17 protein-coding genes are annotated in these 22,782 nt (G+C 55.5%); 16 read left to right on the top strand and 1 reads right to left on the bottom strand.

Translation table 11 applies throughout. The features are described 5' to 3' along the window. Positions 1–768: 768 nt before the first annotated feature. The 16 genes from NTU47_17465 to NTU47_17390 all read left to right on the top strand — a co-directional run bounded on the left by NTU47_17465 (position 769) and on the right by NTU47_17390 (position 21,810). The gene (locus NTU47_17465; protein ID MCX6135599.1) at positions 769–1,509 is read left to right on the top strand and encodes a hypothetical protein; all 741 of its coding nucleotides are present in this window, start codon (positions 769–771) and stop codon (positions 1,507–1,509) included. 36 nt (positions 1,510–1,545) lie between these two features. Next, a complete protein-coding gene (locus NTU47_17460) occupies positions 1,546–1,833 on the top strand; it encodes a hypothetical protein (protein MCX6135598.1) in 288 nt (95 codons plus the stop codon). A gap of 19 nt (positions 1,834–1,852) precedes the next feature. Then, positions 1,853–2,221, top strand: coding sequence for a response regulator (locus NTU47_17455; protein ID MCX6135597.1), 369 nt, complete (start codon positions 1,853–1,855; stop codon positions 2,219–2,221). Between the two features lie 410 nt (positions 2,222–2,631). Further along, complete coding sequence (gene ilvD / locus NTU47_17450; GenBank protein MCX6135596.1) at positions 2,632–4,320, top strand: dihydroxy-acid dehydratase; 1,689 nt, start codon at positions 2,632–2,634, stop codon at positions 4,318–4,320. A gap of 114 nt (positions 4,321–4,434) precedes the next feature. Further along, entirely contained in the window at positions 4,435–6,243 is a 1,809-nt protein-coding gene (gene ilvB, locus NTU47_17445) for a biosynthetic-type acetolactate synthase large subunit (GenBank protein MCX6135595.1), read from the top strand. Continuing rightward, entirely contained in the window at positions 6,240–6,791 is a 552-nt protein-coding gene (gene ilvN / locus NTU47_17440) for an acetolactate synthase small subunit (protein ID MCX6135594.1), read from the top strand. Before ilvB ends, ilvN begins: the two co-directional genes overlap by 4 nt. A gap of 55 nt (positions 6,792–6,846) precedes the next feature. Beyond that, positions 6,847–11,325, top strand: coding sequence for a glutamate synthase large subunit (gene gltB, locus NTU47_17435; protein MCX6135593.1), 4,479 nt, complete (start codon positions 6,847–6,849; stop codon positions 11,323–11,325). 72 nt (positions 11,326–11,397) lie between these two features. Beyond that, positions 11,398–12,957, top strand: coding sequence for a 2-isopropylmalate synthase (locus tag NTU47_17430; protein ID MCX6135592.1), 1,560 nt, complete (start codon positions 11,398–11,400; stop codon positions 12,955–12,957). Positions 12,958–12,981: 24 nt separating this feature from the next. After that, positions 12,982–14,397 carry a 3-isopropylmalate dehydratase large subunit gene (leuC, locus tag NTU47_17425; protein ID MCX6135591.1) on the top strand — a complete coding sequence of 472 codons (1,416 nt, stop codon included), beginning with the start codon at positions 12,982–12,984 and terminating at the stop codon, positions 14,395–14,397. Beyond that, the gene (gene leuD / locus NTU47_17420) at positions 14,369–14,998 is read left to right on the top strand and encodes a 3-isopropylmalate dehydratase small subunit (GenBank protein MCX6135590.1); all 630 of its coding nucleotides are present in this window, start codon (positions 14,369–14,371) and stop codon (positions 14,996–14,998) included. Before leuC ends, leuD begins: the two co-directional genes overlap by 29 nt. Before the next feature lie 17 nt (positions 14,999–15,015). After that, the gene (gene cimA / locus NTU47_17415; GenBank protein MCX6135589.1) at positions 15,016–16,572 is read left to right on the top strand and encodes a citramalate synthase; all 1,557 of its coding nucleotides are present in this window, start codon (positions 15,016–15,018) and stop codon (positions 16,570–16,572) included. A gap of 25 nt (positions 16,573–16,597) precedes the next feature. Beyond that, entirely contained in the window at positions 16,598–17,659 is a 1,062-nt protein-coding gene (leuB, locus tag NTU47_17410; protein ID MCX6135588.1) for a 3-isopropylmalate dehydrogenase, read from the top strand. 80 nt (positions 17,660–17,739) lie between these two features. After that, positions 17,740–18,798: a ketol-acid reductoisomerase gene (ilvC, locus tag NTU47_17405; protein ID MCX6135587.1), complete on the top strand. Its 1,059-nt coding sequence runs from the start codon at positions 17,740–17,742 to the stop codon at positions 18,796–18,798. Between the two features lie 128 nt (positions 18,799–18,926). Then, complete coding sequence (gene aroF, locus NTU47_17400) at positions 18,927–19,961, top strand: 3-deoxy-7-phosphoheptulonate synthase (GenBank protein ID MCX6135586.1); 1,035 nt, start codon at positions 18,927–18,929, stop codon at positions 19,959–19,961. Positions 19,962–20,059: 98 nt separating this feature from the next. Then, on the top strand, positions 20,060–20,602 hold the full coding sequence (locus NTU47_17395; GenBank protein ID MCX6135585.1) for a cupin domain-containing protein: 543 nt from the start codon (positions 20,060–20,062) through the stop codon (positions 20,600–20,602). 47 nt (positions 20,603–20,649) lie between these two features. Beyond that, positions 20,650–21,810: a Gfo/Idh/MocA family oxidoreductase gene (locus NTU47_17390; protein MCX6135584.1), complete on the top strand. Its 1,161-nt coding sequence runs from the start codon at positions 20,650–20,652 to the stop codon at positions 21,808–21,810. Between the two features lie 70 nt (positions 21,811–21,880). Here the strand turns inward: NTU47_17390 and NTU47_17385 are convergent, their stop codons facing one another. Further along, complete coding sequence (locus NTU47_17385) at positions 21,881–22,780, bottom strand: homoserine O-succinyltransferase (protein MCX6135583.1); 900 nt, start codon at positions 22,778–22,780, stop codon at positions 21,881–21,883. Positions 22,781–22,782 lie beyond the last annotated feature (2 nt).

Here is a 22,782-nt window from a genome sequence, read left to right as displayed (position 1 = left end):
CAGGTTTCCATCCACGCAACTCAAAATATATCTCTTGGCATGTGCCCGCTTGCTCTAGTGGACATGCTTGTCTCCCGTCCGTCCTTTCCCCTTCTTGATAAGCTCAATTTGGTCTCACTTGGTTCTGGACTTGTAGATTTTACAGGCCTCCAGTATCTCAGACGCCTCCCCAAAATATCCGCCGTAGTAAGTAGCCGAATTACATAAGGTTGCAGGAGCCCATCCGTGGCTTCTCCGCTCTTGGGCGTGGCATTGCTGATGCACATCTTTCGTCAACGAACTTCAGATGAAAGAGGAAATGCACATGCGCCGTCTCATCCGTCAAGTCACTCTGATACTGACCGCAAAACCCTTGCTTGATGAGTCGCAAGCTCCCCGAGCCTTACGTGAGATTCGGCTGGTCGATAGAATTGTGAACACGCTCGCCTGCTTGAGATTCTCAAATATGGAACTGCGGGCCGGAGTGCGCACCGTGATTGTCGCCCAACGGAGCCCAGGTCGTGCCTCTTCGAAATGCGCCCGTTGCAAGTGGCGGGGCAATCCTATCTGTCGCGTTTGCGGTCGATCGGGTTGCTTGGGTTGACCGCGGAATTTACACATACCTGGCATGTGATCTGTACAACTCATGTGAGGGGCCCTGTCATTCTTCCGAAGCCGGCTGCCAGAAAAGGTCCGGTGAAAACGAGATGGACCGGGTTGTTCGCTGGGAAATAGGTTGTCGTTGTTAGGATGATTGTGGCGACAAAAATCAGAAGAGGAGGGAAACAAATGTCCGCTCAAGAAAGGACGGAGACGATCCGTTCGCTCGATGCACCGCTCGCGGTAAGACTTGAAGGCCTCTGCCGGGAACTTACGCAAACCGGCGAAGTGCAAATGCAGAACATTGTCTCCACGCTTGATGAAGTGGCTCCAAAACCGGGGCATCTTGTCTTTCTGAGAGCGAAGGATCTTTCCATGAATGTGAATGGCCTGCAACCGGTTGTATTCTCTGCTGTTGATGCTTGCACTTTCCTGCAGGTTGCCCAGGTGTACCTGGCGCCGACGACGGCGGCGGCTGCGTCGTTCTTCGACCACGCGCTGGAGACATTCCCTTTCGTCGTCTCGCACGTACGCTCCCGCAATCAGCGGCCGTTCTATCACGCAGCCGGAGATCGTTCATATCATGAATTTTCGGAGATTATCGAAGAAAAGGGGTGTTCGCATTCCATCATAACGAAGGTATCGCAGGACCCCCTGTACGGGATCGCCGACAAGTTCATGTTTGGCGGCATCGTGGAGGGATCAATCGTCGGGGCTTCAGAAGGGGAATTGCACCGTGACCTGGTCCATTTTCTCTTCTTCCATAACAATTGCCGATCGATCCCATGGCTTGGGGGAAGAACCCCTCTGCAGAAACTGGCGGCATTCGAGGGATTCGCCGGGTGGCGTTCATTCGATCCATTCTCAAATGAGCGAGTTCACAATGGAGGTGCCGGCGAGCGCCGATCTGCACAATTCGTCAGCAGTTAACTCATTGCACGACTACGCGAACGATTGGAGTATCGTATGAAAGAACAGGTCGACACGATTGTTGCCACCATGCACGCCGGGAGGCCGAACCCGGGTCTCGAGAAAGTACTTCAAAGAGTCGAGGTGAGGAGTACCCCCTATCTGGAAATCGTAGATTTGCGCAACGCGTTCGTGAGGGTCCGATCGATCGATCATCCCGACGAATACGTCGATATCTACAAGGGCTCGCTGATCGCCCTTGTCGATGCGCTGATGAAATCCGAGGCCGAATTGAATCGACTGGATCTGCGATCGGGCTTGTTTCATTCACAATCGGCTCAATGAAGCCCATCAGGAGAAAAGTATGAAGCGGATCCTCGTAATTGATGATGACGGAATCTGTCGCCGCACCGTGACGGCTTTGCTGGAACAATCGGGATATGTCGTAATGCAGGCGGTCAACGGAGAAGATGGGGTGGAGTTGGCACTTCAGAATCCTCCAGACCTGGTTGTCTCCGACGTCGTCATGCCAAAACTGGACGGACTGGGAGTGTTGGACAAGTTCAAGACCGATCCGAAAATGCGTTCCATTCCGTTCATTTTCATGACCGGTATGTCCGAAAAGGAGGCAGCAAAACGAGGTATCTCGCTCGATGCCGGGAATGTTCTTAAGAAACCCTTTGCCCTTGCAGAATTTCTTGCCAAGGTCAAAGAATGTCTCGAGATGCGATGAGTCATGCGAGGCCCACACAGGCCAGCAGGAAGCCGCAGAGAGCCTGCGGTACTTCCCTCAGGGTATAAGAAAGGCGAACCCAATGCGATTTTCTTCTTGACATGTCAGGTGGATTTGTTATATTGTATAGACATCACTTTACTTGAGTCAAGTGGGAAATCAATCAATCATAGCCAGAAGCTTGTCGTGTAACCAGGGCATCGTCATAGTGCGCCCTGTTTCTGGTATTTCCCTCCTTGGCCTCCTCCTTATTAGTCTCGTGAGCCTCCTGCTTCTTGGGCTTTTTATTATCGCCTGAGAGACGCCAGAGGTTAACCGAGCATACCCGATACATATTCCCAATAGAATAACACGGTAAAGCAGGTTCACCTCAGGCGAACGAGAGTTGTCGTTCTTGAGAAAGGTGAACTATGCGCAGTGATATGATAAAAAAAGGGGTGGAACGGACTCCCAACCGCGCAATGCTTCGCGCTGTGGGGTTCGGAGACGGAGACTTCGCGAAGCCGATCATTGGTGTTGCAAATGGCTACAGCAACTTGACCCCTTGTAACGTCGGTCTGAATGACCTGGCTGACCGCGCGATGGACGCACTCCGGGCCGTCAACACGATGCCTCAAATGTTCGGTACGATCACTGTCAGCGACGGCATATCGATGGGCACGGAGGGGATGAAGTTCTCGCTCGTCTCCAGGGAAGTCATCGCCGATTCGATTGAGACGGTCTGCAACGCCCAGGCAATGGACGGACTGCTGGCGATCGGCGGCTGTGACAAGAACATGCCCGGTGCGATGATCGCAATCGCCCGTCTTAACATTCCTGCGATTTTCGTTTACGGCGGAACCATCAAGCCGGGTCACCTGAACGGCAAAGATCTTACCATCGTGAGCGCCTTTGAAGCCGTCGGCCAGTACAGCGCACAGAAGATTACCGAGCAGGAAGTGCAGGAGATCGAACGACACGCATGTCCGGGTGCTGGATCGTGTGGCGGCATGTTCACGGCCAATACGATGTCTTCTGCGATCGAGGCGATGGGCATGAGCCTGATGTACTCATCGACGATGGCCGCGGAGGATTTTGAAAAATCCGACAGTACTGCAAAATCTGCCCAGGTCCTCGCTCTCGCGGTTCAGAAACAGATCCTTCCACGCCAGCTTCTCACCCGACAAGCTTTCGAAAACGCGATCGCCGTCGTCATGGCGATCGGGGGCTCCACGAACGCGGTATTGCATCTCCTGGCCATTGCGCACGCAGCGGAGGTGCCACTCACCATCGATGACTTTGAGACTATCCGCGCTCGTGTCCCGGTTCTCTGCGATCTCAAACCATCCGGCAGGTACGTCGCGACGGAGTTGCATCAGGCCGGTGGAATTCCTCAGGTCATGAAAATCCTCCTGGCCCATGACGTTCTGCACGGTGACGCGATGACGATCACCGGCCAGACAATCGCTGAATCCCTTGCAGGGATCCCGCCTGCGCCTCGCACTGACCAGCAAGTCATCCGGCCATGGAATAATCCGGTCTACTCTCACGGTCACCTGGCGATACTGAAGGGAAACCTGGCTGCTGAGGGAGCTGTCGCGAAGATTACCGGTGTGAAGAATCCGAAGATCACTGGCCCCGCGCGCGTGTTCGAGTCAGAAGAAAATTGTTTGCAGGCGGTGCTCGCCGGGAAGATCAGGGCTGGCGATGTGTTGGTCATTCGGTACGAAGGCCCGCGGGGTGGACCCGGAATGCGCGAGATGCTCGCTCCCACGTCGGCGATCATTGGTGCCGGACTTGGTGATGCAGTCGGCCTCATTACAGACGGACGGTTTTCCGGCGGGACATATGGAATGGTGGTTGGCCACGTGGCGCCTGAGGCAGCGGTGGGCGGAACGATCGCGCTTGTGCAGGAAGGTGACAGCATTACAATCGACGCCGAGAGACGATTGCTGCAGCTTAACGTCTCTGACCCTGAACTTGCCTCACGCAGAGCATCGTGGAAACCGCAGCCGCAACGGTATCATCGGGGGGTGCTGGCTAAATATGCAGCCCTCGTTTCTAGCAGCAGCGTAGGCGCAGTGACGGATCTTCACTTAGTTAATAGAAAATCTCATTGATTGAGACGTCCGCAAAACATGCGGATCTGATCGTCCCGCTGTGACCAGAACGGCGGGACGAATCAATGAGACCGATCGTAACAACCAAACTCTTCACCAAGACAAGGACACTCTATGTCGGCACATAAGGCTTCGGGGACGCAGAAGAAGGGCGGCAAGATGATGACGGGTGCAGAAATATTCGTCCGCTGCCTTATTGCGGAGGGGGTTGAAGTCCTCTTCGGGTATCCGGGAGGTGCGACGATTGGCATTTATGATGCCCTTGTCGATCTCTCGCACATTAAGCACGTTCTCGTGCGCCACGAACAGGGGGCGACGCACGCGGCGGAAGGATACGCAAAAGCTACCGGAAAACCGGGTGTCGTTCTCGTCACGTCGGGCCCCGGGGCAACGAACACCGTCACGGGGATTGCCGACGCCTTCATGGATTCAATTCCCATTGTGGTGTTTACCGGGCAGGTTCCGCTCAATTTGATCGGGAACGATGCCTTCCAGGAGGCCGATATCGTCGGTATCACCAGGCCTATTACCAAGCACAACTACCTCGTCCGCGACGTGAACGAACTCGCGAAGACCGTCAAAGAAGCGTTCTATATCGCCACCACCGGCAGACCGGGCCCTGTCCTTGTCGATTTGCCAAAAGACGTGATGGCGCAGAAAGCCATGTTCGAGTATCCCGAGAGCGTTGAGCTTCGCAGCTACAAGCCGGTAACGGACGGTCATCTGAAGCAGATAAAGAAAGCGGCCGAACTCATTAACGCCGCGAAGAGGCCGGTTCTCTACGTAGGAGGCGGCGTCATACAGTCAAACGCCGCGGCGGAGTTGAAGAAACTTGCGGATACATTGGGGTGCCCCGTGACGACCACGTTGCACGGACTCGGAGCGTATCCTGAAAACGAACCTCTTGCGCTCGGTATGCTGGGGATGCACGGAACCTGGTATTCCAACGTGGCTGTTCAGTACTGCGACGTTCTGATCGCAGTCGGTGCCCGTTTTGATGACCGCGTCACAGGCAAGGTGGAAGCGTTCGCCGCTGAAGCAAAGAAAATCCATATTGACATCGATCCGTCGGCGATCAGCAAAAACGTCCCCGTCGATGTTCCGATCGTCGGTGACGTCAAGACGGTTTTGAAGAAACTCATCGAGTCTGTCCATCGGTTGGATACGAAGGACTGGCTGGCGACGATAGAAGAGTGGAAACGGGAACATCCGTTGCGCTACAGGAGCGGTGAAGCAATTCGTGCTCAGTACGTCATTCAGAAACTCGCAGAAATCACAGGCGGCAACGCTGTTGTGGTCACCGACGTCGGCCAGCATCAGATGTGGACGGCACAATTCTTCAATTGGGTTCACCCCCGGTCTCACATCACCTCGGGAGGCCTTGGCACAATGGGATTCTCGCTCCCTGCGGCCATGGGCGCAAGCTTCGGGCACACAGGATTGCCGATCATTTCGATCAGCGGCGATGGCGGATTCCAGATGAACAGCCAGGAAATGGCGACCATCGTTGAACACAAGCTTCCTATGAAGGTGTTCGTCATCAACAACGGGTTCCTAGGAATGGTCCGTCAATGGCAGGAACTCTTCTGGCGGAGAAGATACTCCCACGTCGGATTGCAGAATCCCAATTTCGTGAAGCTCGCCGAGGCGTACGGTTGTCCCGCGTATCGCGTCACACGCGCGGCGGAAGTAGAAGATGTTATCAGGAAGGCGCTCGACCAGAAGGATGGTCCCGTCTTTGTCGAATTTGTGGTCGCACAGGAAGACAACGTCTATCCGATGATTCCTGCAGGGCAAACAGTGAACGAAATCATCGATGTCCCTGAGCCCGTCGCCGCGCCTGCAGGCGGAGCCCCCGAAGAAACCTTGATGACGGTGAGCAAGGGACAACACATTCATTCAATGGCGGATCAGAAACCATGACACACACACAGCAACCAGGAAGTCAAGGCGGCAATGAAGCGAACCCGCCGGCTCATCTCAAACGGCACACCATTTCTGTCCTGGTGGAGAACAAGTTCGGAGCGTTCGTGCGGGTCGCCGGTATGTTCTCTGCGAAAGGGTACAACATCGACAGTCTTTCCGTCGGACCGACCGAAGAAGAGTCGATTTCGAGGATGACAATTGTCACGCGGGGTGACGACCAGATCATCGAGCAGATTACGAAGCAGCTCCACAAGCTCATCGATACGCTCAAGGTGGTCGACTTGACCTTCGAGAATTTCGTGGAGCGCGAGTTGGTGCTCGTCAAGGTGCAGTCCACCCAGAGCTCCCGTTCCGAGATTATGCAGATCGCAGAGATCTTTCGCGCGAAAGTTGTCGACATCAGCGTGAAATCTCTGACCCTGGAGGCTACGGGAAGCCAGCAGAAGGTCGATGCGATTATCAAAATGCTGAAGCCATTCGGGATCAAGGAACTTGCCCGGACGGGAAGAGTCGCCCTGAAGCGGGAGTTCCAGGGGGAAGTGTAACGTCGTTGTTGTCCGCCAACGCTGGACGATCAGATCAACATTACTGCAAAGACGCTTGAATCCTTATCCACTATACGATCCAAGGTTTGAGCACGATGCCTGCGGCACCGGTTTCGTTGCGAATATCGCGGGGGGCAAAAGCCACGAAATCGTTCGTCAGGCAATCCGCTCGGTGTGTAACCTCACGCACCGCGGCGCCGTCGCGGCCGATACCCAAACCGGCGACGGAGCGGGTATCCTGACTCAACTTCCCGTGAAGTTCTTCGTGGAGCAGGTGAACGGTTTGTCATCACGCCTCGAATCGGATGCCGATCTCGGTGTGGGGATGTTCTTCATGCCGGCAAATGAAGATGCGTATTCGCTGTGCAAGGCACTTGTAGAACATTCTGTCTCCCGCCACGGTCTGGGCCTGCTTGGATGGCGTAAGGTCCCGGTTGACATGGAAGTTATCGGCGACAGCTCGGCGCTCACCGCGCCAAGAATCCAGCAGATCCTTGTCAAGAAACCGCGGCATCTCGGTGCACTGGAGTACGAACGCCAACTCTTTCTCGTGCGGAAAGAAATCGAGAAGCATCTCCTGAAAACAAGAATCGATGATTTCTATGTCTGCTCCTTCTCCAGCCGTACAATCGTCTACAAAGGGTTGATGATTGCGACCGCTCTTGACAAGTTCTATCCGGACCTGCAGAGCGGCAGTTTTGAGTCTGCCTTTGGTATTTATCACCAGAGGTACAGCACCAACACCTTCCCGACGTGGAACCTCGCTCAGCCCTTCCGCATGCTCGCACACAACGGTGAAATCAATACGATCCAGGGAAATCGAATCTGGACAGCGGCACGCGAAGCGGAAATCGTCTCCGATTATTGGGGCGAAGACATCCGGTTCCTGAAGCCGCTCATCCAGCCCAAGGGGAGCGATTCGGCGAACCTGGACAATGCCCTCGAAGCGCTGACTCTCTCCGGGAGATCGATCCTGCATTCGATGATGATGCTTGTCCCGGAAGCGTGGCGGGCGCGTGATGACATCACGCAGCAGGCAAAAGACTTCTACGAATACAATGAGTGCTTCAGCGAGCCGTGGGACGGACCGGCGGCCCTGGTGTTCAGTGACGGGACAACCGTCGGTGCCACACTCGACCGTAATGGCCTGCGCCCTGCACGGTACAAGATCACTTCAACGGGTCTGATCGTCCTGAGCTCCGAGGTCGGCGCACTGGAAATCGACGATGCTCTGGTTGTTGAAAAAGGACGACTCGGGCCTGGACAGATGATCGCCGTCGATACCGCGAAGGGCATCCTTCTGAAGGATGTCGAGATCAAAAACGAAATCGGGGGTCACAAGTCGTATTCGACGTGGGTCAAGAATATCACCAAGCTTGGCCGTTTAACGCAGGTCGAACCTTTGAACGGTGCAGGACCAACTGGGGAGCATCTGGTCAGGTACCAGATTTGTTTCGGTTACAGCGCCGAAGAAATCCCCGCGCTGTTTAAACCGATGATGGAGGAAGCGAAGGAACCTGTGGGGTCAATGGGGGACGATGCTCCGCTCGCAGTATTGTCGAAACTGCCGAAATTGCTCCCATCATATTTCCGGCAGCAGTTCGCACAGGTGACGAACCCCCCGATCGACCCTATCAGGGAACGCCTGGTCATGTCTCTGACAAGTAAACTCGGATATCGCCACAACTGGTTCGGTGAGTCTCCTGAGCATGCGAAGCAGGTCGAGCTCGAGAGCCCGATTCTGTTCAACTCGGAGTTGGAGCGGCTGCGCTCGCTTGAAGATCCGGCGTTTCAGACAGCAACGCTCTCGGTCCTGTTCAATGCTTCCGAAGGCGAGGATGGGATGCAATCTGCGATCAGGAAGATCTGTCAGGCTGCCGAAGGTGCCGCCGACGAAGGGAAGTTCCTGGTTGTCCTGAGCGATCGCGGTATTGATGGCGAGAAAGCCCCCATTCCAATCCTGCTCGCGGTAGGTGCTGTTCATAATCATCTCCTGCGACTCCAGAAGCGGCTCAAACTGAGCGTTGTTGCGGAAACGGCTGAACCGAGGGATGTTCATCATTTCGCTACACTCATCGGATATGGAGCAAATGCGGTGAATCCGTACCTCGCATTTGAGACCATACGTTCATTGGTCCCGCCTGCTTCGCCGGATGCGCTCAATCAGGCATGTGCGAACTTCCGGACGGCGATCGAAAACGGCATCCTTAAGGTCATCTCCAAAATGGGGATCTGTCTGCTCGGTTCATATCGCGGCGCACAGATCTTCGAGGCTATCGGCATCGCGGACGAAGTGGTCGAAGCATACTTCACCGGTACTCCGACACGCATAGGAGGACTCGGGCTGAGAGAAATCGCGCGAGAAGCTCTGGACCGGCACACGAGAGCATTCGGCGGCGGCGTCGGCAACCTTGTCGATGAGGGGATGTATCGGTATAGAAGGAATGGCGAACGCCGGGCATGGTCTCCCGACGCGCTGCGCGCGATGCAGAAACTCCGCGTCAGCGGATCCGGCGAAGATTATGATCATCTAAAAAAAGCGCTCTCTGACTCAGGCCCGGTTGGCCTCAAAGACCTGCTCGAGTTCAAGAAAATCAATTCTCCGGTTCCAATCGCCGAGGTCGAATCGATCGAGGACATTCGCAGGAGGTTCACGACCGCTGCAATGTCGCTTGGTGCACTCTCGCCAGAGATTCACGAGACGATCGCGATAGCGATGAATCGCATCGGAGGCAAGAGCAACAGCGGAGAAGGGGGTGAGGATCCCAGGCGGTTTCATGTGATGCCGAACGGCGACTGGTCCAATAGCGCCATTAAACAGGTCGCATCCGCCAGATTTGGCGTGACGGCGGAGTATCTCGCCAGCGCGAAGGAACTCGAAATCAAGATGGCGCAGGGATCCAAGCCGGGAGAGGGGGGACAAATCCCCGGCAACAAAGTGTCTCCACTGATAGCCCGTCTCCGGAAAGCCATGCCTGGTGTTTCGCTGATTTCGCCGCCGCCGCATCACGACATTTATAGCATTGAAGACCTGGCTCAGCTGATTTACGATTTGAAACAGGTGAATCCACGGGCAAGGGTGTGCGTGAAGCTCGTTTCGGAAGCAGGAGTTGGCACGATAGCCGCCGGTGTCGCGAAGGCGTACGCCGACGTGATCCTGATAAGCGGATATGACGGGGGGACCGGCGCTTCTCCGTTGAGCTCCATCAAGAACGCGGGTGCTCCCTGGGAGCTTGGCATCGCGGAGGCGCAACAGGTCCTTGTGATGAACGGTCTGCGGGAACGTGTGACGCTCCGGGTTGACGGAGGGTTGAAGACCGGCCGCGATATCGTCATTGCCGCCATGCTCGGCGCCGAGGAATTCAATTTCGGCACCGCAGCCCTTGTCGCCCTCGGATGCCGGTACGTGCGGCAGTGTCACCTCAACACATGTCCTGTCGGTATCGCGACGCAGGATGAAAAACTCCGGGCGCGCATCGAGGGGAATCCCGACATGCTCATCCGCTATCTCGACGCCGTCGCGGACGATGTGCGGAGGATACTCTCGGATCTGGGTTTCCGTTCGCTGACTGAGATTATCGGCAGAACAGACCTCTTGCGTCAGTTGGCGGTCACGGACCATCCAAAAGCGAACACAATCGACCTGAGCCGGATTCTCGCTCGGCGTAACTATGAACGCGATCAGCGTCTGAGAGTCTGGTACCGGAATGACAAGCCGGACAAACCGCTCGATGACACAATTTTGCAGGACGTGAAGGATTCCTTGCGCGACAAGTCCCCCATCGTCCGGAGCTACAAGATTCGCAATACGCATCGTTCGATAGCCACAAAGCTCTCCGGCGAGATCGCGTACATGTACGGTGATCATGGATTGCCGCCGAAAACGATCGAACTGCGGCTTTCGGGGAGTGCGGGTCAGAGTTTCGGAGCATTTCTCGTCCAGGGTGTAAAGCTCGTCCTTGTAGGAGAAGCGAACGATTACGTCGGAAAAGGGATGTGCGGAGGCGAAATCGTCATCATGCCGTCGCGCCAGCGAAAGAACACGACGCACGATGTGGTCATGGGAAACACCGTGCTCTACGGCGCAACGAGAGGATCGTTGTTTGCGTGTGGCCGGGCGGGAGAACGATTCGCCGTTCGTAACAGCGGCGCACTCGCGGTCGTCGAAGGGACCGGAGATCACGCGTGTGAATACATGACAAACGGCAGCGTGGTTGTGCTTGGGACCGTGGGGAGGAACTTCGGGGCCGGAATGACCGGAGGTGCAGCGTATGTACTCGACTTCCTGGGAGACTTCCACAAAAGGTGCAACTCGGAGCTGGTTCGTTTTCACCGCCTCGATGACCCGGAGGACGCTCGGCTGTTGCTCTCGTTCATCTCCCGTCACGTCGAGGAGACCGGCAGCGCACGTGCGCAGAAGATTCTCATGAATTGGACGGAGTATCAACAGATGTTCTGGAAGGTTGTGCCCATACAAGCGGCAAAACAAACCGTCGGTGTGTCCGCCCAAACAGCGGCCGAACCAAAATTGTGATGATCGAATTGATCGGTCATCCCCTCAGAGCAGGAAAGAATACAATCATCATATCGTAGGAGATCCAGAAACATGGAAGAACGGATCTACATCTTTGACACCACCCTTCGCGACGGGGAACAGTCGCCCGGCTGCAGCCTGAACCTGGAAGAAAAAGTGAGGATGGCGCGGCAGCTTGAGCTGCTTCGTGTGGATGTCATCGAGGCAGGGTTTCCAATTGCCTCCGTAGGCGACTTTGAGGCGGTTCAAGTCATCGCCCGGACGATTGAGCACTGCACCGTCGCCGCCCTGTGCCGCACGGTCAAGGGAGACATCGACAGGGCGTGGGAGGCGATTCAATATGCGAAGAAGCCGCGCATTCATACATTTATCGCCACATCCGACATCCACCTGACACACAAACTCAGGAAGAGCCGAGATCAGGCTCTTGCCGATGCGGTGGAGGGGATCAAGCACGCCAAGTCCCTTTGCTCCGATGTGGAGTTTTCCTGTGAGGATGCCTCCCGGAGCAGCATCGATTTTCTCTGTTCGATCGTCGCTGCGGCCATCGATGCCGGCGCGACTGTCATCAACCTGCCAGACACGGTCGGCTATGCTGTCCCGGAAGAGTACGGCGCGATGTTCCGCATGGTGAAGGAGCGAGTCCCCGCGAGTCGACACATCACACTCAGCTCTCACTGCCATAACGATTTCGGTCTTGCTGTTGCGAACTCACTCGCCGCGATCAGAAACGGAGTGAGGCAAGTAGAATGCACGATCAATGGGATCGGCGAGCGGGCCGGAAATGCCGCGCTGGAAGAAATTGTGATGGCGATCCGGACGAGGAAGGAAACGCTTGGCGTTGACACCACTGTGAATGCTGAAGAGATCTACAAGTCGAGCAAGCTTCTGAGCACGTTGACCGGCATGATGGTCCAGCGCAACAAGGCTATCGTCGGTGCCAATGCGTTTGCGCACGAGGCAGGCATTCATCAGGATGGCATGCTCAAGAGCCGCATCACGTATGAGATCATGACCCCGCAATCGGTGGGGATTAAGCATAGCACACTGGTGTTGGGGAAACACTCCGGCCGCCACGCTTTGAAGCAGCGATATACGGAACTCGGCTATGAATTGGCGACCGAGGACCTGGAACGGGCATATCAGTCATTTTGCACCATCGCCGATCAGAAGAAGGACATTTTCGACGAGGATCTGATCGCCATCGTCGAAGATCGTGAGAGCGCGGCAGAGGATTTCTATCATCTCGACAATATTCAGGTGCTCAGCGGCACGAACCTTCGCCCAACGGCGACCGTCGAGTTGCGGCTGCGTGATGAGCGCTTCGTGGATTCTGCCACCGGAGATGGACCGGTGGACGCTGCATACAAGGCCATCGAACGCATCACGGGTATCATAGGGAAACTAACCGAATACTCGATCAAGTCGGTGACATTCGGGCATGACGCGATCGGCGAAGTATTCGTGCGGGTGGACTTCGAAGGAGTTCTTTTCAACGGCAGGGCAGTAAGTACCGACGTTATTACGGGAAGCGCGAAGGCATATCTTGAAGCGCTGAATCGTGCAAACAGTGCCAGGAAGCGGCGGGAAGGGCAGCAAGCTACTCAAAAACCCGAAACTGTTCCAATGTAACTTCATCAACGCAGGGATTCAAGAATGAACAAACCTTTGACGCTGTTTGAGAAAGTGTGGAACAATCATCTCGTCGCACAGGAACCTGATTCGCCTGCCGTCCTGTACATCGACCTTCATTTGCTTCACGAGGTCACGTCGCCGCAGGCGTTCACCGGACTGCGTCAGCGCGGCCTCAAGGTCAGACGTCCGAATAAGTCGTTCGCGACCGTCGATCACAGCATCCCGACGGTTGATCCGTCGATCCCGATGACGGACAAGATAGCAGAGAAACAAATCCAGCAGCTGGAGACCAATGCCCGCGAGTTCGGCATTCGGTTCTTTGGAATGAACAGTCCCCAGCGCGGCATTGTCCATGTTATCGGCCCTGAGCTTGGATTGACGCAGCCCGGAATGACCATCGTGTGCGGAGACAGCCACACATCCACGCACGGGGCATTCGGTGCCTTGGCGTTTGGCATCGGTACCAGTGAGGTCGAACACGTGCTGGCGACACAGTGCCTGCTTCAGCGTCAACCGAAGACATTTGAGGTGCGCGTCGAAGGGAAGCTCCAGCCGGGAGTGACCGCGAAGGATATCATCCTTTCACTCCTCTCGAGGATTGGAGTCGCCGGAGGTACGGGGCACGTCTTTGAGTACACCGGCAGCGCGATCAGATCTCTGGATATGGAAGAGCGAATGACGGTCTGCAACATGTCGATCGAAGGCGGAGCGCGGGCGGGGATGATAGCGCCTGATGAGACATCGTATCAGTATATCTCCGGAAAGGAATATGCCCCGAAGAATTCTACATGGGACAGGATGCTCAGTTACTGGAAGACTCTTCCGAGCGACGAGGGCGCAGGCTACGACAGAACCATAACGATCAACGCGGGCGAATTGAGTCCCATGATCACCTACGGTACTAACCCAGGTATGGGCATGGCTGTGACTGGTTCTGTGCCGGACCCAGGCTCTATGACAGACGCTTCAGTGAAGCTCGCATTTCAAAAGTCACTCGATTACATGGGATTGAAACCGGGTGAACTCCTGGCAGGTAAGCCGGTCGACGTTGTGTTTATCGGAAGCTGCACAAATTCCCGCATCAGCGACCTGCGCCAGGCGTCGACCATTTTCAAAGGGAGAAAGGTCTCTGCTGGTGTGCGTGTGCTGGTCGTGCCCGGATCGCAGGCGATCAAAGTTCAGGCGGAGGCGGAAGGACTCGATGTCATTTTTAGGCAGGCAGGTGCCGAGTGGCGTGAATCCGGTTGCTCGATGTGCATCGCCATGAACGGTGATCAGCTGAGTCCCGGGCAGGTCGCAGTCTCCACGAGCAACCGGAACTTTGAAGGGCGCCAGGGAAAAGGGGGGCGAACGCTTCTTGCCTCTCCGCTGACGGCTGCTGCAGCTGCGGTTACCGGCAAGATCACTGATGTTCGTACGCTTCTCACTTACTCATAAATGGTTTGGGGTCATGAATCACTTTCCGCCGTTCACCTCTCGCGTCATGCCGTTGCTCGTCAATGATATTGACACGGACCAGATTATTCCCGCGCGCTTCCTCAAAGTGACGGACAAACTGGGCCTGGGGGCAAATCTGTTCTCCGACTGGCGCTATCATCAGGAGGGTTCTCCGAAGTCCGATTTCGTCCTCAATCGGCCGGAGTACTCGGGTGCAGAGATACTCCTCGCAGGAGATAACTTCGGTTGCGGCTCTTCCCGCGAACATGCCGCGTGGGCATTGATCGGCAATGGCATCAGAGCCGTGATCAGCACTTCGTTCGCCGATATCTTCAAAGGCAACGCCCTGAAGAATGGCATTCTTCCGGTCGTTGTGAGCGCTGTGGTCCATCAGGAACTGTGCGCCCTGGCGGGCGACAGTTCCCCGTTTGAACTCACGATCGATCTTCAATCGCAGACGGTCCGCGTGCCTGATGGGAGCGAGAAGAAGTTCCCGATCGATGGATTCGCCAAGACGTGTCTCTTGGAGGGGACCGACGAACTCGGATTCTTGCTGAAGTTCGAGAAGCAGATTGCGAAGTACGAACAAGAGCACTCGTAGAAGGGAAGGCTGATACCGTGAAAGTGCAAATTTACGATACGACTCTGAGAGACGGAACACAGCGCGAAGGAATCTCCCTGTCGTGCGATGACAAACTCAAGATCGCCCAAAGGCTGGACGATTTTGGCGTCGATTATATCGAGGGGGGGTGGCCGGGGTCGAATCCAAAGGATGTCGATTTCTTCCGGCGCGTACAACAGTTGTCGCTGAAACACGCCGTCGTCGCCGCTTTTGGCTCGACGTGTCGCGTCGGCGGCGAGCCGTCTACGGACGCAAATATTCTCGCACTGCTCGACGCCCAAACTGCGGTCTGCACTGTCGTGGGCAAGACCTCTTTGCTGCACGTTTCAGATGTGCTCCAAACGACTCCGGACGAAAATCTGAGAATCATCAGAGAGAGTATCAGGTATCTCCGGTCAAAGGACCGGCGTGTGATCTATGATGCCGAGCACTTCTTCGATGGGTACAAGCTCGATGGCGCATATTCCATTGCGACGATTCGAGCTGCCGTGGAAGGGGGCGCCGAGATGGTGGTCCTGTGCGATACAAATGGCGGAACCATGCCTTGGGAAATTGCCTCGATTGTCCGTACCGTGAATGAGCAGAGTCTCGGGCCGCTTGGCATCCACACACACAACGACGGCGAATGTGCGGTCGCGAATTCGCTTGCAGCGATCAGGGAGGGATGCGTCCACGTTCAGGGGACGATCAACGGCTACGGCGAACGGTGTGGCAACGCAAATCTCGTTTCGGTGATCGCGAATCTCGAATTGAAGTCCGCAACCCGGTGTCTTCCGGCCGATCATCTCAGGAAACTTACCGAGTTGTCTCACTTCGTTGCAGAGGTGACCAACCTTGCGCCGGATGAGCATCTTGCCTACGTCGGCAAGTCAGCATTCGCCCACAAAGGGGGCATCCACGTCGCTGCGATCAGAAGAAACGAACAATCGTATCAGCATATCGATCCTTCCCTGGTTGGGAACCAGTTGCGGGTTGTCGTCTCCGAGCTTTCGGGACGAGGGAATCTCTTGAGCAAAGCCAAGGAGTTTGGGCTTGACATCAATGCGGGGCCCGGGGTGGCGGAAGTGTTGAACGAAATAAAGGTGCTCGAATCGAGGGGATTTTCTTTCGAAGCAGCAGAGGCCTCGGTCGCTCTCATGATGAAGCGTCAGCAGCCGGGTTATACTCCTCCCTTCGAATTGATCGATTTTGCTGTGAACGTTGAGCATCGGAAGGGGCGGGGATTGTTCGCCGAAGCTTCTGTGAAAGTGAAAGTGCAAGGCGAAGTGGTACATACGGTTGCGGAAGGTAATGGCCCGGTGAACGCGCTTGACGCCGCGTTGCGAAAAGCTCTTTCTCCGATCTACGCATCGATAAATGGTTTTCAGTTGGCTGACTACAAAGTCCGGATCCTCGACGGTGGTCTGGGCACCGCTGCTATAACGCGAGTTCTCATCGACACTCAGAATGGCACGGTTCGGTGGAGTACAGTCGGGGCCAGCGCAAATATCATTGAGGCGAGCTGGCGCGCTTTGGCAGACAGCGTGGAGTACGGTCTGTCGATGGCGCAGTGATCCATATCGTAATCAGGGAGTTTCCGTGAAAGCACATATTGTTACACTGCCAGGAGACGGCATCGGCCCGGAAGTGACATCTGCGGGCGTGCGCGTGCTGGAAAAAGTCGCATCGCTGAACGGACATGTGTTTTCGTTCGAGGAGCACTTGCTCGGAGGGTGCTCGATCGAGAAACATGGCACTGCATTGACTGACGCAACACTGCAAGCGTGCAAATCCTCCGATGCAGTGCTGCTCGGTGCCGTGGGCGGTCCTCAATGGGACGATCCGACTGCACCGGTGCGCCCTGAGCAGGGACTGCTTGCGATCCGCAAAGGATTGGGTTTGTTCGCAAATCTCCGTCCCGTCCGATCGCATCCGGCACTCCTGGATTCTTCACCCGTGAAGGCCGACAGGCTCAATGGGGTTGATCTCCTGGTGGTGCGGGAGCTTACAGGCGGACTCTATTTCGGCGAACCAAAAGGACGTTACGAGGAACAAGGGCGTGTCCGCGCTGTTGATACGATGGAGTATCACGACTACGAGATCGACCGGATTCTTAAGCTTGCTTTCCGTCTTGCAGCATACCGCAAAAAGAAAGTAACTTCGGTGGACAAAGCGAATGTCCTGGAGACCTCAAGACTGTGGCGCCAGATAGCCACGGAACTTGGAAAAAAGAACCCTGAGGTCACGCTCGAGCACATGCTCGTGGATACCGCCTCGATGCGATTGATCACTTCGCCGGCGACATTTGACGTCCTTGTAACGGAAAACACATTTGGTGATATACTCACCGATGAGGCATCAGTGCTTGCCGGTTCGATGGGGCTTCTCCCGTCAGCATCACTCGGTGAAGATGGCCCCGGGCTCTTCGAGCCCATTCATGGTTCCGCGCCGGACATAGCCGGTAAGGGAATCGCGAATCCGCTGGGAAGCATTCTCAGCGTAGCCATGCTGCTCAGGTACGGGTTGCACCTCGAACAGGAAGCCTCAGCAGTTGAAACGGCGGTGGACAAAGCAATCTCGGATGGTTTGAGGACGACGGACCTGGGTGGAAGACTCTCAACTGGCGAGATGGCTCAGGCTGTGATAGATCGCCTCACGTAGAAAAAGGAATCAGCGGCCAGAAGCGCCGCATGCAGGAACCATGTGAAAACATCCATTTCCAATCAGGAGAACCTATACCAATGGCACGAATGAATTTTGGCGGAGTCGTCGAGGAAGTTGTGACACGCGAGGAATTCCCCCTCTCACTTGCTCAGGAGAAGTTGAAAAACGAAGTTGTCGCCATCATTGGCTATGGCCCGCAGGGTCATGGTCAATCGCTGAACATGCGCGACAACGGTATCCCTGTCATCGTCGGACAGCGAAAAGGAGGCAAGGGATGGGACGAGGCTGTGCGGGATGGCTGGGTTGAAGGAAAGGATCTCTTCTCGAATATCGAAGACGTCATCGACAAGGCCACGGTGGTTCAGTACCTCCTTTCCGATGCCGGGCAAAAGGAACAATGGCCTCTCGTCAAGAAGCATCTCAAGCCTGGACAAGCGTTGTTCTTCTCGCACGGGTTTTCGATTGTGTTCAAGGACCAGACCGGAGTAATCCCACCGCCTGATGTCGATGTCATTCTTGTCGCTCCAAAAGGATCAGGGCGCACCGTCCGGACGAACTTCCTCGCAGGGAGCGGCATCAACGCGAGCTTTGCCGTTTTTCAGGACGCAACAGGACGGGCGAAGGAACGAGTCCTCGCCCTCGGAATCGCGATTGGTTCCGGATATTTGTTCCCGACGACATTCGAGCGGGAGGTCTACAGCGATCTCACGGGCGAACGGGGTGTCCTGATGGGAGCGATTGCCGGACTCATGAAGGCGCAATACGATACGCTGCGCGCAATGGGCCATTCGCCCAGCGAAGCTTTCAATGAGACGGTGGAGGAGGCCACGCAGAGTCTTTATCCGCTGGTGGGAAATCATGGAATGGATTGGATGTTCGGCGCCTGCAGCACGACTGCACAACGCGGAGCGCTGGATTGGTCCAAACGCTTCGAGGCTGCGACGAAACCGTTGTTCGAACTGCTCTACAGGGATGTGCAGCAGGGGGTGGAAACCAAGCGAGTGCTCGATACGTGCGGCGCACGTGATTATCGCGACAAACTGCAGAAAGAACTCGACGAGTGGAAGAACTCAGAAATGTGGCAGGCCGGGGCGATGGTGAGATCGTTGAGGCCTGAGAACAGCGCAAAAAAATAGACGGGCTTCGTTCGAGGGACATTCAATTCCAAATACGAAAGCCCGTGCTTCTGTAGCGATGAAGCGTCCTGTGGGCGTGCTGAACTAATTTCGATTTAAGAACAGTAACTGAGGATAATGGACAGAGTATGATTATTGTCATGAAGGCCGGCGCGACCCGGCAGCAAACCGATCACGTATTCGAAAAGGTCAAAGCACTAGGCTATCAGGTTCATCCCATATTCGGCGAGCAGCGCACTGTCATCGCGTGTGTCGGCGATGAGCGTGGCAAATCGAGGCTGCAGGCGCTCGATTCGCTGGACGGGGTCGAGAGCGTTGTCCCGATTCTGAAGCCATTCAAACTTGCGGGGCGGGAATGGAAAGAAGCCCGGAGTCAGGTCGTATTGAAGCCGAAGCAAGGGACCGAGCCGACCGTAATCGGAAACGACCACTTTGTTGTGATGGCCGGGCCCTGCTCCGTTGAAAGCCGGGAGCAGATTTTCCTCTCTGCGAAACAAGTCAAAGCCGGCGGAGCAAAAATCCTCCGCGGCGGTGCGTTCAAGCCGCGGACTTCTCCGTACAGTTTTCAGGGTCTCGAGGAGGAAGGATTGAAATTACTTGCCGAGGCGGGCGAGAAGGAGGGGCTCCACGTGATTACGGAAGTGATCGCGCCTGGTGATGTATCGTTGGTCGCTGACTATGCCGACATACTCCAGATCGGTGCCCGCAACATGCAGAATTTCGCTCTCCTCAAAGAAGTTGGCAAGGCCAGGAAGCCGGTGATGCTCAAACGCGGCATGTCGAGCACGTTGAAGGAACTCCTCATGTCTGCAGAGTATATCCTTTCGCAAGGCAATTACGAGGTGATACTCTGCGAGAGAGGGATTCGTACTTTTGAAGACTACACCCGCAATACATGCGATCTTTCTGCTGTCCCGGCCCTGAAAGAGATGAGCCACCTGCCGGTCATCGTCGATCCGAGCCACGGCACCGGGGTGCGCAGTCTGGTCACGCCTCTCGCAAAAGCCGCTGTCGCAGTCGGCGCAGACGGGCTCATCGTCGAGGTCCATCCCAATCCTGAAGAGGCTTTTTCGGATGGCGCTCAGTCTCTCCTGCCGGGCCAATTTCTGGAAATGATGGTGTGGGTAAGGAAACTGGTCGAGCTCGAAGGGAGACGACTCTAAAGACTATTCGGGCCTCATCGTGATATCCGCGAAAAAGCGGAGCTGAGAATTGCGTTTCTCTCCATTCTGCCGTAGTTTCGTAGTGCAACCGCAGAGCCATGCAAAATCAGCGCTCCGATCGCTCTCGGTTACTTCCCCACAGGCATTTTTCCTTGAATAACGTCTGGGATTTCCACGGTGAAATTGGAGATATCGTTATGATCGTTGCTGATCTGAACAAGATTGATGGACGCACCTATCCGGCCCGGCGCCGGACGCAGAATCTGGTCGGCGGTGCATCGCCGGTCCAGGCGAAAATGTTCAGCATGGGATACGTGACGCTGCAACCGAAAGGGGGACAGGTCCCATGGCATAACCAGGAACAGGAAGAAGTCTACTTCATCGTAAATGGAACCGCCGAGATGTGCCTCGGTGAAGAGCGACAGATATTGAATGCGGGGCAGGCTGTGTATATCCCCAGCGGAGTATTCCACCAATTGACGAACATGGGAGACACGCCCCTCCACATGATGTATTGCTACGGTCCGGCCGGCGATGTTGCACACTGGAGGCAGGAGCTCGATGGGACACTCCCGAAGGCGGGGGTCGAGGCGCCGCCGCTCCCTCCGGGGGCGTGTCCGCAATGCACGGACAAACCTTGACAAACAAAGTTCGCAGTTTCTGACAACTTGTCTGGAGTTTAATGATAATGGAAAATCCACGGATTCATACCGTCGGCATCATCATGAATGGCGTCACTGGTCGTATGGGTACCCGCCAGCATCTGGTACGGTCCATACTTGCCATCCGGGATCAAGGTGGTGTGAAGACAAAGTCAGGTGATGTGATCATGCCTGATCCTATTCTCGTTGGACGAAACGAAGAGAAACTTAAAGCGATGGCGGAGAAGTACGGCCTGAAACGGTATTCGACCGATCTCGATGCCTGCCTCGCCGATTCTTCCAATGCTATTTATTTCGACGCACAGACCACCAACCAGCGCAGCGCGGCGGTCAGCAAAGCGATCAAAGCACGGAAATCACTCTATTGCGAGAAGCCGATTACATCGAGTTTTGACGAGGCGATGGCGCTTACGAGAGCGGCAGCGGCGGCCGGTTTGAAGAATGGGATCGTCCAGGACAAATTGTGGCTGCCAGGATTGCTGAAACTGAAATACCTGATCGATACCGGCTTCTTTGGAAAGATTCTCTCCGTGCGGGGGGAATTCGGGTACTGGGTGTTCGATGGTAAGTCACAGCCCTGTCAGCGGCCCTCCTGGAACTACCGGAAGGAAGACGGGGGCGGAATCATCACCGATATGCTCTGTCACTGGAGATATGTAATCGACAATCTTTTCGGAAGCGTCTCCTCGATCTCGTGTCTTGGCGCGACCCACATGGACACCCGGCTCGACGAGGAGAGTAAGGAGTATCGATGCACGGCAGACGATTCTGCATATGCCACGATTCTCTGTGCCAACGGGGTTGTCTGCAACTTCAATTCTTCCTGGTCCGTGCGCGTCCGGCGCGATGATCTCCTCACGCTCCAGGTTGATGGGACAAACGGATCAGCCGTTGCCGGCCTGCACAAGTGCGTGGCTATGAGTGCCGCCGAGACTCCGACATTCGTCTGGAACCCGGACATAGAAAATCCTGTCGATTACTTCGCCGGTTGGAAGGATGTGGCAGCTCCGCAGCCGTTTGACAATGCGTTCAAGATGCAATGGGAGTTGTTTCTGAAGCACGTTGTGAACAACGAGCCATTCCCGTGGACATTTCTTGAAGGGGCGAAAGGAATTCAACTCGCTGAGCTGGCGCTGAAGAGCTGGTCAGAGCGCAAGTGGGTGGACGTGCCGGATCTGAAGGTCTAGCAGCGGCTCGGGAAGAGGCATCCGCAAAGGGCGGAACGAAACAAGAGAATACTGGTCTTCATCCACCACCTCAGCCCTCCCGGCTCGTCGGTTCGTAGATATACCGGATCCATTGTGCGAAGAATTCCAGCCCATGGCTTCGCCATCTGTTGACCGGGTTGTTGATGTCGAGGTTGGCAGGCAGCGGTACATCTGACCTTCCCAGAGCAGCATCTCTCCGATATTCCTCCACCAGGCGTTGTGCTTCATACTCCGGGTGTCCCAGGTGCATCAGGTATCGCCGGTCGGAGCTTTCGAAAATCGTATACCCGCCGTTGTTCGAATGAGCCAGCAGGTTGATCCTGCCCTTCGATCGCTCGCGTTCAAGTACGGAATCGGACATACCCGAGTGCCGGCTTTGCACGCACCAGAACATGTCATCCAACTCGCCAGTGATGGGATGTGACCGATCGAGGTTGCGGGTTTCATACACCCCGAAGAGCTTTTCCCTGAACATTTCCTTTTCGATTCCGACCATCTTGGCCAGGGCCATGCCTCCCCAGCAGATACCGAACGTGGAGGTGATGTTCTGACGCGCGAACGTCAGTATGGTCGTGATCTCATCCCAATAGCTCACATCCTCATACTCCATTTCCTCGACCGGAGCGCCGGTCACGACAAGGCCGTCAAGCGGCGCTTTCGCGATCGCATTTTCGAAATAATCGTAGTACTGGTCAAGATGATCAATGTCAGTGCTCTTGTATGCGTGTGAGTGGAGACGGATCCAAACAGGCTCTATCTGGATGATCGTACGGCTCAGAGGGAAGAGAAGATAGGGTTCGTATGTTTCTCCCTTCGGCATGATATTGAGGATGCCGACGCGGAGAGGACGGATGTCGGCCCGGTTTGCTTCCTGTTCGGAAATGCACAAGACGCCGCGCTGTTCCAGTTCGCTGCGATGCCGATGTTCGTTTGAAAGCACTACGCTCATCG

It is taken from the genome of Ignavibacteriales bacterium (assembly GCA_026390595.1).
In the GTDB taxonomy this organism is placed as follows: Bacteria; Bacteroidota; Ignavibacteria; order UBA10030; family UBA10030; genus UBA9647.
Note: the sequence above shows the minus strand (reverse complement) of the source record. Positions and strands in the feature narration are given on the sequence as shown.